The following is a 13,638-nucleotide window of genomic DNA, read 5'->3' on the forward strand; positions in this document are numbered from 1 at the left end:
TTGAATCTGAAAAGACCGCCGCCGGCGGTCTTTTTTTTGGGCGTTGGCTTGACGACTTGCAACTGATAGGTTTTGATTACTTCCGTTATCTTTCGAATCGAAACTTAATCCACCATGTCGAAACGCAATACACCTCAGCGCCGTCACAACATTCTTGCCTTGCTCAATGAACAGGGCGAAGTGAGTGTCGACGAACTCGCGAAGCGCTTCGAAACTTCGGAAGTTACGATTCGCAAGGATCTCGCCGCGCTGGAAAGTCATGGCCTGCTGCTGCGTCGCTACGGTGGAGCCATCACCATGCCGCATGAGCTGGTGGCGGACGCCAGCCTCAGTGTTTCCAAATACAAACAGGCGATCGCCCGGGCTGCGGTTACACGCATCCGCGAGCATGCGCGCATCATCATCGACAGTGGCAGCACCACCGCCGCGATGATTCCCGAACTCGGCCAGCAGCCGGGTCTTGTGGTGATGACCAACTCCCTGCATGTGGCCAACGCCCTGAGCGAACTCGAACACGAGCCTGTGCTGTTGATGACCGGCGGCACCTGGGATCCGCACTCGGAGTCCTTTCAGGGCCAGGTCGCAGAGCAGGTACTACGCTCTTACGACTTCGACCAGTTGTTTATCGGTGCCGATGGCATCGATCTGGTGCGCGGTACCACCACGTTCAATGAATTGCTCGGCCTCAGCCGGGTGATGGCGGAAGTGGCGCGGGAAGTGATCGTGATGGTCGAGGCCGACAAGATCGGCCGCAAGATTCCCAACCTGGAGCTGCCATGGAGCAGCGTCCATACCCTAATTACCGATGATCGCCTGCCTTCAGACGCACGGGATCAGATTCAGGCTCGCGGTATCAACTTGATTTGCGCGACTGTCAGTCAGGAGAAATAAGCATGTGTGGAATTGTCGGCGCCGTTGCTGAACGTAATATCACCGCCATTCTGGTCGAAGGCCTCAAGCGTCTGGAGTACCGGGGCTATGACAGCGCAGGCGTGGCTGTCTTTACCAATGACGCAACCCTCGAACGCACCCGCCGTGTGGGCAAGGTCAGCGAACTCGACGCCGCTCTGGCCGAACATCCGCTGGTCGGCCGTCTCGGTATCGCCCACACCCGCTGGGCGACCCACGGTGCACCGAGCGAACGCAATGCCCACCCGCATTTCTCCGGTGACATCGCTGTCGTGCACAACGGCATCATCGAAAACCATGAGGCGCTGCGTGAACAACTCAAGGCGCAAGGCTATGTGTTCAGTTCCGATACCGACACTGAAGTCATCGCCCACCTGCTGACTGAGAAACTCAAGACGCTGCCGGACCTGACCGACGCCCTCAAGGCTGCGGTCAAGGAGCTGCATGGCGCTTACGGTCTGGCGGTCATCCACGCGCAGCAGCCGGATCGACTGGTTGCTGCCCGCAGCGGCAGCCCATTGGTCATCGGTCTGGGTCTGGGCGAGAACTTCCTCGCTTCCGACCAACTGGCCCTGCGTCAGGTCACCGACCGTTTCATGTACCTGGAAGAGGGCGATATCGCCGAGATCCAGCGTGACAAGGTGCAGATCTGGGACGTGACCGGTAAAGCCGTCGAGCGCCAGACCGTCCAGTACACCGATGGCGCCGAAGCCGCCGACAAAGGCGAGTTCCGTCACTACATGCTCAAGGAAATCCACGAGCAGCCATCCGTGGTGCAGCGCACCCTGGAAGGTCGATTGAGTTCGGATCAGGTGCTCGTTCAGGCGTTTGGCCCACAAGCCGCTGAACTGTTCGCCAAAGTGCGCAACGTGCAGATCGTGGCGTGCGGCACCAGTTATCACGCCGGGATGGTTGCCCGTTACTGGCTCGAAGAGCTGGCCGGCATTCCTTGTCAGGTCGAGGTCGCCAGCGAGTTCCGCTACCGCAAGGTGGTGGTGCAGCCCGACACTCTGTTCGTCACCATCTCCCAGTCCGGCGAAACCGCCGACACCCTGGCCGCCCTGCGCAACGCCAAGGAACTGGGTTTCCTGGGAAGCCTGGCGATCTGCAACGTCGGCATCAGCTCGCTGGTGCGCGAGTCCGACCTGACTCTGCTGACCCAGGCCGGTCGCGAAATCGGTGTGGCCTCGACCAAGGCGTTCACCACGCAACTGGTTGGTCTGCTGTTGCTGACCCTGTCTCTGGGCCAAGTGCGCGGCACATTGGGCAAAGGCGTTGAAGCCTCGCTGGTCGAGGAACTGCGTCGTCTGCCAACCCGTCTGGGCGAAGCGCTGGCGATGGACAGCACGGTGGAAAAGATCGCAGAGTTGTTTGCCGAGAAGAACCACACGCTGTTCCTGGGCCGTGGCGCGCAATTCCCGGTAGCGATGGAGGGGGCCTTGAAGCTCAAGGAAATCTCTTACATTCACGCCGAAGCCTACCCGGCCGGCGAATTGAAGCACGGTCCGCTGGCGCTTGTGGATAACGACATGCCGGTGGTGACCGTCGCGCCTAACAACGAGCTGCTGGAGAAACTCAAATCCAACCTGCAGGAAGTCCGCGCCCGCGGCGGCGAACTGATCGTGTTCGCCGACGAGAAGGCCGGGATGACCAACGGCGAAGGCACACATGTGGTGCAGATGCCGCACATCCACGACATTCTGTCGCCGATCCTCTATACCATTCCGCTGCAACTGCTTTCGTATTACGTCGCGGTGCTCAAGGGAACTGACGTGGATCAGCCGCGTAACCTGGCGAAGTCGGTGACGGTGGAATAAGTTATCCACAGTGGATCACCCCAATAAAATCGCAGCTTCGGCTGCGATTTTTTTATCCGGATCGAGGACACCATGGATCGCTTCCAGGAAATGCAGGTTTTCGCCATCGTCGCCCAGGAGCAGGGTTTTTCTGCTGCTGCGCGGCGCTTGGGTCTGTCGGCAGCCAGCGTGACCCGGGCGGTGGCGGCGCTGGAGCAGCGGATCGGTACGCAGTTGCTGATTCGTACCACCCGCAGCGTGCATCTGAGCGAAGCGGGTCTGCGTTACCTGGAAGACTGTCGGAGAATTCTCGCCGAGGTGCAGGAAGCGGAGGATTCCGCTGCCGGCAGTCATACCCAGCCCCGTGGGCAGTTGACGGTGACGGCGCCCGTTTTGTTCGGCGAGTTGTTTGTCACACCGGTGATGGCGCTTTATCTGACGCAATACCCGGACGTTGCCATCAACGCCCTGTTGCTCGACCGGGTGGTGAGCATGGTCGAGGAGGGTGTCGACGTCGCGATACGTATCGGCGAGCTACCGGACAGCAATCAGCATGCGATCCGGGTCGGTGAGGTGCGGCGGGTGATTTGTGGCTCGCCGGAGTACTTTGCGGTCCATGGCCGGCCGACCCATCCACAGGCTCTGGCAGGGGCGCCGGTGGTGGCGACGTCGGCCATCGGCCAGCAACGTAGCTGGCCATTCATGGAAAACGGTGAACTCATTGGCGTAAGACCGGAGCCGCGTCTGGTGGTCACCGCCAATCAGGCTGCAATCACGGCAGCGTCGCTGGGCCTGGGGCTGACCCGTGTGCTGTCTTATCAGGTGGCCAGCAAGGTGGCTTCCGGCGAACTGGAAATCGTCCTCGCCGAGTTTGAATTGCCTGCGCTGCCGATCCATGTGGTGTATCAGGGCGGGCGCAAGGCGCCGGCGAGGGTGCGCAGTTTTGTCGACTTCATGGTGAACGCATTGCGTGAGCATCCCGCCTTGAAAAATGCCGCTTTATTTCATCCAGAGAAATAATGGATTGCGTTTGCTGGTGATTCTGTTGTTTTCACGATAGGTGGAAGATGGCTCCCACGGCCGCCGTCCACCCTGAACGGCGCCATCATTCAACGGAGTCGACCATGCAAGCGATCAAACTCTACAACTTCCCGCGTTCCGGCCACGCCCATCGCGTCGAGCTGATGTTGTCCCTGCTGCAATTGCCGACAGAGCTGATCTTTGTCGATCTGGCCAAAGGCGAGCACAAACAGCCCGGCTACCTGGCGATCAACAGCTTCGGGCAAGTACCGGCCATTGATGACAACGGCGTGGTGCTGGCCGACTCCAACGCGATCCTCGTCTACCTGGCACAGAAATACGGCAATGGTCGCTGGCTGCCAAGCGATCCGGTCGGCGCCGCGCACGTACAGCGCTGGTTGTCCGCAGCTGCCGGGCCAATTGCTTTCGGTCCCGCCGCCGCCCGCCTGATCACGGTATTCGGAGCGAAGTTCAACGCCGAGGAAGTGATCACCCGTGCGCATAACTTTCTCAAGGTGATGGATCAGGAACTGGGCAAAACCCCGTACCTGGCGGGTAGCGAGCCGACCATTGCCGATGTCTCGGCCTACAGTTACATCGCCCATGCGCCGGAAGGCAATGTGTCGCTGGACGACTACGCTAACGTTCGCGCCTGGCTCTCGCGCATCGAAGCGCTGCCCGGTTTTGTCGGCATGCCGCGCACTGTCGCCGGCCTGCAAACCACCGCCTGACATTGATCATCCACACTGCGCCGAGGGTGCAGGGGAGAGGCCGAGATGGAACGTTCACCGTGGCACGCTGGCGAGCAACAATTGCAGGCCCATGTCGGCGTTGCCGAACGCATGGAGGAATTCGGTCGTAAGGTGATTCGCACCTGGATGCCGGATCAGCACCGCCAGTTCTATCAGCAATTGCCCTTCATGCTGTACGGCGCGGTGGATGCCGAAGGTCGCCCCTGGGCCAGTGTGCTGGAGGGGGAGCCGGGCTTTGCTCACTCTCCGGAGCCGACGCAACTGCAGTTCGCCAGTCTGCCGGCTGCCGATGATCCGGCGCAGTTGCAGGCCGGCGCCGCGATCGGATTGCTCGGCATCGAGCTGCACACCCGCCGGCGCAATCGGCTCAATGGTCATATTGGCAGCTTCGGGGCGGACGGTTTTGCGCTGACGGTAGATCAGTCGTTCGGCAACTGTCCGCAGTACATCCAATTGCGCCAGTTTCAGCGGGTGCCACTGACGGATCCGCAGACTCGCAAGGCCGAACACCGTGACAGCCTCGATGACGCCGCCATTGCGCTGATTGAAAGCGCCGACACGTTCTTTGTCGCCAGTTACGTTGATGTCGACGGTGAGCGTTCGGTGGATGTTTCTCACCGTGGCGGCCAGCCGGGTTTTGTGCGGATCGAAGGCAATCGCCTGACGATCCCGGATTTTGCCGGCAATCTGCACTTCAACACCCTCGGCAATCTGCTGCTGAATCCCTTGGCCGGCTTGCTGTTTATCGACTTTTCCACAGGCGATGTGTTGCAGCTCAGCGGTCGTACCGAGGTGATTCTCGAAGGGCCGCAGATCGAAGCCTTCCAGGGCGCCGAGCGGTTGTGGACATTTGAAGTGGAGAAACTGGTTCGACGTCCGGCGGCCCTGGCTCTGCGCTGGCGCTTCGAGGGTATGTCGCCAACCAGTCTGCTGACCGGTAACTGGGCCCAGGCCGATGCACGGTTGCAGGCCAAGGCATTGGGTGACAGCTGGCGGCCATTGCGGGTGTCCAGGATCGAAATGGAAAGCCGCCACATCCGCTCGATCTATCTGGAGCCGGACGACGGCGCGGGTCTGCCGGTGTTTCTGGCAGGGCAACACCTGCCGCTGCGGTTCAACCTCGATGGCGAGGTGCACATCCGCACCTACAGCCTGTCGGGCGCGCCGTCAGACGATTTCTTTCGGATCAGCGTCAAACGTGAAGGTCGTGTGTCGACGCACCTGCACGAGCAGATTCGCGTGGGCGATGTACTGGAGGCGCGCTTGCCTCAAGGACATTTCACCGTCGCGGCGTTGGAACGCCGTCCATTGGTGTTGCTCGCCGCCGGAGTCGGCATCACGCCGTTGCTGTCGATGCTGCGTGAGGTGGTGTATCAGGGCCTGCGGACTCGGCGGATTCGTCCGACCCTGTTTGTTCAGAGTTCCCGCAGCCTCGCCGACCAGCCGTTTCGCGCGGAGCTGGATCGCTTGCTGGAAGACGCCGGTGACGCCGTGAAGGTGTTGCGAGTGCTCAGCCAGCCAGAGGACGATCTGGTGCAAGGCGAGGATTTCGATATTCGTGGCCGTATCGATGGCGATCTATTGCGCAATCTGCTGACCGACGAGGACTTTGATCAGGTCGACTTTGTGCTCTGTGGTCCCGGCGGTTTTACCCAGGGGATCTACGACACTTTGCGTGAACTGGATGTGCGGGACGGGCAGATCCACGCCGAAACCTTCGGCCCTTCGACCCTCAAGCGCCAAGCCGATCCGGATGCGATCGTGATCGAGCAATTGCCCGCCGCGACCACGTCGGTGCCGGTGGTGTTCGAGCGTTCGGCCAAGGAAGCACGCTGGCAGCCTGACGGCGGCAGTTTGCTGGAGCTGGCTGAAAGCCGCGGTCTGCGTCCGGAATTCAGTTGCCGCGGTGGTTCGTGCGGCACCTGCAAGACACGGCTGATCAGCGGCGCGGTGAATTATCCACAGCCTCCGGCGGACGTGCCGGAGGAGGGGCAGGTGCTGATTTGCTGCGCGGTACCGGCACAAAGTGCCCAGCCGCTGGTGCTGGATCTGTAACGGATCAGGCGAAGGACAATGCCTTTTCTTCCAGCAGCTCCTGATACAACTCGGTCCACTTGCGGCCCATCTCATCGGCTGTGAATAACTGCCGATAACGGGCCTCAGCCTTGAGGCCCATTTCGGCGGCGCGGGCCGGGTTTTCCCACAGGGTGCGCATCGCTTCACGAAACGCCTGTGGATGACTCGGTGGCACCACCAGTCCGGTTTCGTTGTGGATATTGATATAGCTGGTGCCGGTGCCGATCTCGCTGGAGATCATCGGTTTGCCGTACATCGCGCCTTCGAGCAGCGAAATGCCGAACGCTTCCGAGCGCAGGTGCGACGGGAATACGATGGCGTAGCTCAGTTGCAGCAGGGCGACCTTGTCTTCATCGCTCAGACGGCCGAGGAAATGAATGTTGCGCAGGCCCAGCGCGGCGGCCTGGGCGTGCAGTTCCTGCTCCAGCGGGCCGGCGCCGACGATCACCACCGGATAGTCCACGTCTTTCAAGGCGTCGAGCAGGATGTGCAGGCCCTTGTAATAGCGCATTACCCCGACGAACAGGAAAAACTTATCCCCAAGCTGCTGACGCCAGCGGTTCATGCGCTCGACGTCGGGCTGTGGATAACCTGCCTTGTTCAATCCATACGGGATGACGCGGGTCTTGTCCCGGAACTGCTGCAACACATCGCTGGTGTGCAGGTAGTTCGGCGAAGCCGCGACAATCCGGTCGGCGCTGGCGAGAAAGCGGTTCATCAGGGGGCGATAAAGTTTGAGCAGGTGCTTCTGGCGAATGATGTCCGAGTGGTACGTCACCACCGTCGGTTTGTTCACGCCGCTGGCGAAGTGCACCAGATCCATGAACGGCCACGGGAAGTGGTAGTTGATCACGTCGGCTTCGGCGGCCAGGTCGCGAAACCGCTTGAACACGCTCCAGGAAAACCCGGTGGAGGCGAACTGCACGTCCAGTCTGGCCCGATGCACTTCGTGCTGGCCAAGGCGTACCACGGCTGGCTCGGGATTGGCGCTGAGCGTCAGTACCTGGCCTTCGATGCCGTGCTGGGCGCCACTTTCGCAGAGTTGAAAGATGACTTGTTCGATACCGCCGACCGAGTCAGGCAGGTATGTCTTGAAAAAATGGAGAACCCGCATTCAACCTCCCATGGCCTGGTGGTAGGCGCCGGCCGTGGCCTGCGCGCAACGCTTCCAGGAAAAAAGCCGTGCCTGCTGCAATCCGGCTTCCCGGCATGCCTGCCAGTGCGCTTGATCATCGATCAGTCGGCTCATCGCATCACGCAAGCCGTCTGCATCGTCAGCTTCAATATAGTTGCCGGCATCGCCCGCCACTTCCGGCATGGCCGAAGAGCGGGTGAGCACCACCGGCGTGCCGCTGGCCATCGCTTCCAGCACCGGCAGGCCGAACCCCTCATACAGCGACGGAAAAACCAGCGCCCGGGCGCCGGCCAGCAATTGCGCGACTTGCTCGTCGGGCAAATAGCCGAGCAGGCACACGTGCCCGCAAGCCAGCGCCTGATTCAATTCTTCACTGAACTGATCGCGCTGCCAGCCGGCCATGCCGACGATCAACAGCGGGAAACGCTGGCGCACCCGTTCCGGCAGCCGCCCGTGGGCGCGCAGGGCCAGGTTAAGGTTCTTGCGCGGCTCCAGAGTCCCGACACACAGGAAATACTCCCGGTACTCGACCGCATGGGCCTTGAGCACCGCATCGATGTCGTGCGGCTCGCGCGGATGGAAGCGCTCGGCAACACCCAGCGGTGCGACCACGAAGCGCTCGGCAGGCAGTCCGAAATAATCCCGGGCCTCGTCAGCGACGGCTTGCGAGTCAGTCAGAATGATCCGCGCCTGGCGTACGCCGTCGGCGAGCCGCCGTTCGATTTCCCGCAGCCGTGCCGGCGGCTGGGTCTCGGGGAAATGCAGGTGCGTGAGATCGTGCAGGGTGATCACGGTCGGGCCGTCGAAGGCCAGCGGCCACAGGCTTGGTTCGTGATACAGATCGACCGGTTGCGCAGGGCCCTGATCGAAGCGCTTCTGCTCCAGCCAGCGGCGCGCCTGATAGGCGCCTGGGATCTGTCGCAGCAGCGGCGTCAGGCGCGAATAACCGGGCATCGCCGCTTCCGGCAGTTGCGAGCTCCAGCCCCAGCCATGGAACAGCGCCACTTCGATATCGGTTTCCGCGTGCAAGGCATTCACCAGCTCGGCCACGTAATGGCCGATGCCGGTGCGCGGTGCCTGGAGAATCCGGGCGTTAAGGGCTATGCGCATGTTGCCTCGCTGACACCTCAGGTGCCTCCAGCACATGGCGCGCGGTACGCTCGGCCAGTTGCGCGCTGGCTTCGCGCCAGCCGATCCATTGCCAGTCGCTCACATCGCGGGCCGCGGGGAATCGACCGCTGCGTTCAAAGGTCTGCACCAGATCGGCGAGGCTGTGCGGCGATTGCAGATCGAAATACGCCATGAATTCACCGCCGATCTCGCGGAACACCGGTATGTCACTGCCCATCGCCGGCAGCCCGCGCTGCATCGCTTCCACCAGCGGCAGGCCGAAACCTTCGATGAACGACGGAAACACCAGTGCGCTGGCATGGGCGTAAGCGTGTTCCAGGCTGGTGTCGCTCAAGTCGTTGAACATGAACAGACGCCGGTTCAGTTCGGGATGATTGCGGATCCGCGCAAGCAGCGCGTCGCACTTCCAGCCAATGCGCCCGGCAATGCACAAGCGAGCTTTCGAGCCGTTCGCCCAGGCACGGTCGAAGGCATCCAGCAGATAGTCGTGGTTCTTGCGCGGCTCGATGGTGCTGACCATCAGAAACACCGGCTCCGGTGTGGCGAACAGCTGTTGCAAACGTGGTTCGACGCCGGCTTCGACGCTCTGCAGATCCAGCTCCGAACCGAGGTGAAAGTAGTCGAACCAGCGTTTGCCGACTTGCGCCGATCCCAGGCGACGTTGCAGTTCTGCCCGCACCTGATCGCGCACCGTGGCGGAAATCGCCATGAAGCCGTCGGCGTTGCCGGCGATCCAGTCGAACCACTCGCTGTACACCTCGACCAGCCGCGTGTCGTAGAACTGCGGATGGGACAGCGGAATCAGGTCGTAGATCACCGCAACGAGGCCCAGGCCTTCCTGTTTGAGGCGCTCGGCATGCAGGAAAAAGTCCGAATGCCATGACGAATCCAGCAGCACCAGTTGATCGCCTGGCTGGTGTTGCAGTGGTTCACAGCGTTGAGGCATTTGATAGCGATTGACCTGCTCGACCAGCCGCAGCGGTAGCCCGAATGCACCGAACGAGGTCAGGCGATAGCCGACGTACAACACGCGTCGTGCCAGTTTTGTGCGGCAACGGGTGTCCAGCCGTTGATGCAGCTGCCAGAAACGATGAGCCAGCCGTTCCAGGCGTTCGCCAAATGTGACGATGGCATTGAACAGCGGCGAATCCAGCGGCGCCAGACGCTTCACACGGTATAACTGGCCCTTGAGCAGAACCACCGGCACGCATTCGACGCCTTCGGCACTCGGCGGCAGCTGTTTGATGACGTTGCGCACCACCCGCTGAATCCCCGAATTGACCTTCGGGTGTTTGAAGACGTGGGTGCATTCGACCAGCAGGCGGGTCATGGCGCACGCTCCGCGAGGTTGTCCGCATGGCGGGTGATCGAGGTGTGGGCGCCCAGCCAGGAACAGCCGACGAAATCTTCCTTGCGGTTGTTGATTACGTGAAATACCAGACCGTAGTCGCGCCATTCGAAGTTGCGGTCCAGGTGCGAGTCCAGTCGCGACAGGCTCAGGGCGACTGAATAGTTGCCCTTGCCCAGGCCCATGACGAAGGCGAAGCGATAGGTGATGCGCTCACCCGCCCGCAGGTCTTCCAGCGCCTGGTTCTGGCGGTGGGTATTGATGCCGTACATGGCCTGGCCCAGGCGATCCTTGATCAGAAAGCCGAGCACCAGCCGTTCGATGTCCTGACGAATCTCCACCTCGACTTCCAGTGTCACCGGCTGACCGACTTCGGCGGCGTCGATAGAGCGTTCGCGTTCATCGAGCAGACGCACGCTGAGGATCCCGGCCTCGCCGGTGCCGGACACGGTGCGTACCTGGCCGCCGTCGAGCAGTTCCTGGCGCACGGTCTGGCCTTCGCGCTCGGCGAGCAGGGCATTGTAGTAATCCATCACCGCTTCGGGCTTGTCGTGCATGACCATGTGGCCGCCCTCGAGCAGGATCGCCGAGTCGCAGATCGACTGGATCGCCGAACGGTCGTGGGACACGATCAACAGCGTGGTGCCGGCCTTGCGGAAGCTGCGGATGCGGTCGAAGCTTTTGTGCTGAAAGTAGGCGTCGCCCACCGACAGTGCTTCGTCGACGATCAGAATGTCGGGGCGTCGCGCGGTGGCGACGCTGAAGGCCAGACGCATCTGCATGCCGCTGGAGTAGGTGCGCACCGGGTGATCGATGGCCTCGCCGATTTCCGCGAAGCGTTCGATGTCCGGCATCAGTGCTTCGATGTCTTCGACCTGCATGCCCAGCAGTTGCCCGGCCATGATTGCGTTCTGTCGGCCGGTGAAGTCCGGATGAAAGCCCATGCCCAGTTCCAGCAGCGCGGCGACCCGGCCCTCGAGTTGGATCTGGCCGCAGGTCGGCTGAGTGGTGCCGGTGATCATTTTCAGCAGGGTGCTTTTGCCGGCGCCGTTGACCCCGACAATGCCCACCGCTTCGCCGGGGGCGATCTCGAAATTCACGTCTTGCAGCACCCAGTGCTGGCGATGGCGCATTGGCGAAAACGGTATCAGCCATTCGGCCAGGCGACTCCAGCGAGTGGGGTACTGCTTGTAGGCCTTGCCCAGGCCGGTAACGCGTATGTACCCCATCAGAGTTCATCCACCATTTCGCCGACCCGCCGGCGAAACAGGCGCAGGCCGACCGCACACAACAGCAGGCCGATCACGAAGATCGGCAGCAGCGAATTCCACACCGGCCACTGACCGTAGAGAAACAGGTTCTGATAACTGCCGATCAGATTGGTCAGCGGATTGAGCTGCAACAGGTGCTGCACCCACTCGGGCAGGATGCTCAGCGGGTACACGATCGGGGTCAGCCAGAACCAGAATTGCAGGCAGATGGCGAATAGCTGTCCGACATCGCGAAAGAACACGTTGAGCACGCCGAGGATCATGCCCAGCCCGGCGCAGAACAGCACTTGCAGCGCCAGCAGCGGCACCAGTGCCAACAGGGCCATGCCCGGCCAGCGTCCGGTGATCAACAGAAAGCCGAGGAACAGGCCGATGATGATCGCGAAGTTGATCCCGGCATTGAGCAGCACGATCACCGGCAGGCACAGGCGCGGGAAGCTGATTTTCTTCAGCAGGTTGGCGTTCTCCAGAAACATGTTCTGGCTGCGCAGGGTGATTTCCGAAAACAGGCCCCAGGTCAGCAGCCCGGCGCACAGGTAGACGCTGTAGGCCATGCCGTCGTCCACGCCGGGCAGACGGGCGCGCATGATGTGGGAAAAGATCACCGTGTACACGATGATCATCGACAGCGGGTTGAGTACCGTCCACAGCGCGCCGAACAGCGAATTGCGATACCGCGCTTGAAACTCCCGCTTGACGCTACCGAGGATGAAACCCCGGTAGTCATGCAGCGAGCGGTACAGGGAAAGCAGCATTCACACCGTCCTGCCGTATTGGTCTTCGAAGCGGACGATGTCGTCCTCTCCCAGGTATTCGCCACTTTGCACTTCGATGATCACCAGGTCGATGACGCCGGGGTTCTCCAGGCGATGCTTGTGACCGGCGGCGATAAACGTTGATTCGTTCTTTGCCACCAGGGTCGTGCCGCTGCCGTTGTTGGTGACCTTGGCCATGCCTTCGACCACCACCCAGTGTTCATTGCGGTGATGGTGCATCTGCAACGACAGCTTGCCGCCGGGTTTGACCACGATGCGCTTGATCTTGAAGCGCGGACCTTCCTCAAGCACTGTGTAGGTGCCCCACGGACGGCTGACCGTGCGATGCAGACGATAGGCTTCGTGAGATTTGTCCTTGAGCTGTTTGGCCACCCGCCGCACATCCTGCGCACGGTCGGCGTGGGCCACCAGCACGGCGTCGGCGGTGTCGATGACGATCAGGTCTTCAACACCTACTGCGGCCACCAGCCGGCCTTCGCTTTGAACGAAGTTGTTGCGGCTGTCGATGAAGATCGCCTCGCCGCTGGCGCGATTGTTATCGGCGTCGGCCGGCACCAGCGCGGCGACTGCGCCCCACGAACCGATATCGCTCCAGTCGAAACCGGCGGGCACCACCACGACTTTCTCGGAGCGTTCCATTAACGCGTAGTCGATGGAAATGTCGGTGATCTCGGCGAACAGTTGCGGCGACAGTTCCTGTTGCAGGTAACCCGTGGTTTCCAGCGGTTCGCTGGCGGCCATGCAGGCGCGGGTCTGTTCCAGCAGCTCGGGGGCGTGCAGCTCCAGCTCGGCGATCAGGGTGGCGGTGGTGAAGCAGAACATTCCCGAGTTCCACAGGAAGTTGCCGCTTTCCAGGTAATGGGTGGCGGTTTGCAGGTCGGGCTTTTCCACGAAACGCTGGACCTTGGCTGCGCCTTTTGCATCCAGCGGGGCGCCGGTCTCGATGTAGCCGAAGCCGGTTTCCGGGGCGGTCGGCACCACACCGAAGGTCACCAGATAACCGTCTTTCGCCAGATTGACCGCGTGCTCGACCGCGCTTTTGAGTGCGTCTTCGTTGACGATCAAATGGTCGGCGGGCATCACCACCATGATCGCTGCATCACCGTGCAAGGCTTGCAGCGACAGTGCCGCCGCCGCGATGGCCGGTGCAGTGTTGCGCCCGGTGGGTTCAAGCAGGAAGTGCCCGCGATGGCGTGAAAGGCGCGCGGCCTGATAGTGATCCTTGCTCTGGAAGTAGTACTCGCGATTGGTCACCGTGACGATGTCGCCCCAGCCGTCCAGCAGCGCGGCGGCGCGGCGGTAGGTCTTGCCCAGCAGCGACTGGCCGTCGGGCAGGGCCATGAACGGCTTGGGATGGCCCTCGCGGGACACCGGCCACAAACGGGTGCCGGCACCGCCGGACAGAATCACGGGGATCAGCATGG

At 61.7% G+C, this 13,638-nt stretch carries 11 protein-coding genes; 5 read left to right on the top strand and 6 right to left on the bottom strand.

Translation table 11 applies throughout. The annotated features are described in order from the left end of the window. The first annotated feature begins 114 nt into the window (after positions 1-114). The 5 genes from MKZ87_RS22600 (at position 115) to MKZ87_RS22620 (ending at position 6,532) form a co-directional block, all read left to right on the top strand. A complete protein-coding gene (locus MKZ87_RS22600) occupies positions 115-891 on the top strand; it encodes a DeoR/GlpR family DNA-binding transcription regulator (protein ID WP_085696639.1) in 777 nt (258 codons plus the stop codon). A 2-nt stretch (positions 892-893) separates the two neighbouring features. Further along, positions 894-2,726 carry a glutamine--fructose-6-phosphate transaminase (isomerizing) gene (gene glmS, locus MKZ87_RS22605; RefSeq protein ID WP_085696641.1) on the top strand — a complete coding sequence of 611 codons (1,833 nt, stop codon included), beginning with the start codon at positions 894-896 and terminating at the stop codon, positions 2,724-2,726. A gap of 72 nt (positions 2,727-2,798) precedes the next feature. Further along, entirely contained in the window at positions 2,799-3,725 is a 927-nt protein-coding gene (locus tag MKZ87_RS22610) for a LysR family transcriptional regulator (protein ID WP_266202008.1), read from the top strand. A gap of 104 nt (positions 3,726-3,829) precedes the next feature. Further along, entirely contained in the window at positions 3,830-4,456 is a 627-nt protein-coding gene (locus tag MKZ87_RS22615; protein WP_266202009.1) for a glutathione S-transferase family protein, read from the top strand. 45 nt (positions 4,457-4,501) lie between these two features. After that, positions 4,502-6,532, top strand: coding sequence for a pyridoxamine 5'-phosphate oxidase family protein (locus tag MKZ87_RS22620; RefSeq protein ID WP_266202010.1), 2,031 nt, complete (start codon positions 4,502-4,504; stop codon positions 6,530-6,532). Between the two features lie 4 nt (positions 6,533-6,536). Here MKZ87_RS22620 and MKZ87_RS22625 read toward each other — a convergent pair whose 3' ends face one another. From MKZ87_RS22625 to MKZ87_RS22650, 6 genes are read right to left on the bottom strand one after another with little or no spacing between them, the layout of a single operon-like run. Then, on the bottom strand, positions 6,537-7,667 hold the full coding sequence (locus MKZ87_RS22625; protein WP_085696647.1) for a glycosyltransferase family 4 protein: 1,131 nt from the start codon (positions 7,665-7,667) through the stop codon (positions 6,537-6,539). Then, positions 7,668-8,798 carry a glycosyltransferase family 4 protein gene (locus tag MKZ87_RS22630; RefSeq protein WP_266202011.1) on the bottom strand — a complete coding sequence of 377 codons (1,131 nt, stop codon included), beginning with the start codon at positions 8,796-8,798 and terminating at the stop codon, positions 7,668-7,670. Further along, complete coding sequence (locus tag MKZ87_RS22635) at positions 8,782-10,149, bottom strand: glycosyltransferase family 4 protein (protein ID WP_266202012.1); 1,368 nt, start codon at positions 10,147-10,149, stop codon at positions 8,782-8,784. The genes MKZ87_RS22630 and MKZ87_RS22635 overlap by 17 nt, the downstream gene beginning before the upstream one ends. Continuing rightward, on the bottom strand, positions 10,146-11,396 hold the full coding sequence (locus tag MKZ87_RS22640) for an ABC transporter ATP-binding protein (protein WP_085696652.1): 1,251 nt from the start codon (positions 11,394-11,396) through the stop codon (positions 10,146-10,148). Before MKZ87_RS22640 ends, MKZ87_RS22635 begins: the two co-directional genes overlap by 4 nt. Beyond that, positions 11,396-12,193 (bottom strand): ABC transporter permease, encoded by a 798-nt coding sequence (locus MKZ87_RS22645; protein WP_266202013.1) that lies wholly within the window; start codon positions 12,191-12,193, stop codon positions 11,396-11,398. Before MKZ87_RS22645 ends, MKZ87_RS22640 begins: the two co-directional genes overlap by 1 nt. Then, positions 12,194-13,636, bottom strand: coding sequence for a mannose-1-phosphate guanylyltransferase/mannose-6-phosphate isomerase (locus MKZ87_RS22650; protein WP_085696654.1), 1,443 nt, complete (start codon positions 13,634-13,636; stop codon positions 12,194-12,196). It abuts the gene before it with no gap. Between the last annotated feature and the right edge of the window lie 2 nt (positions 13,637-13,638).

Source organism: Pseudomonas sp. MCal1, from assembly GCF_026341415.1.
In the GTDB taxonomy this organism is placed as follows: domain Bacteria; phylum Pseudomonadota; class Gammaproteobacteria; order Pseudomonadales; family Pseudomonadaceae; genus Aquipseudomonas.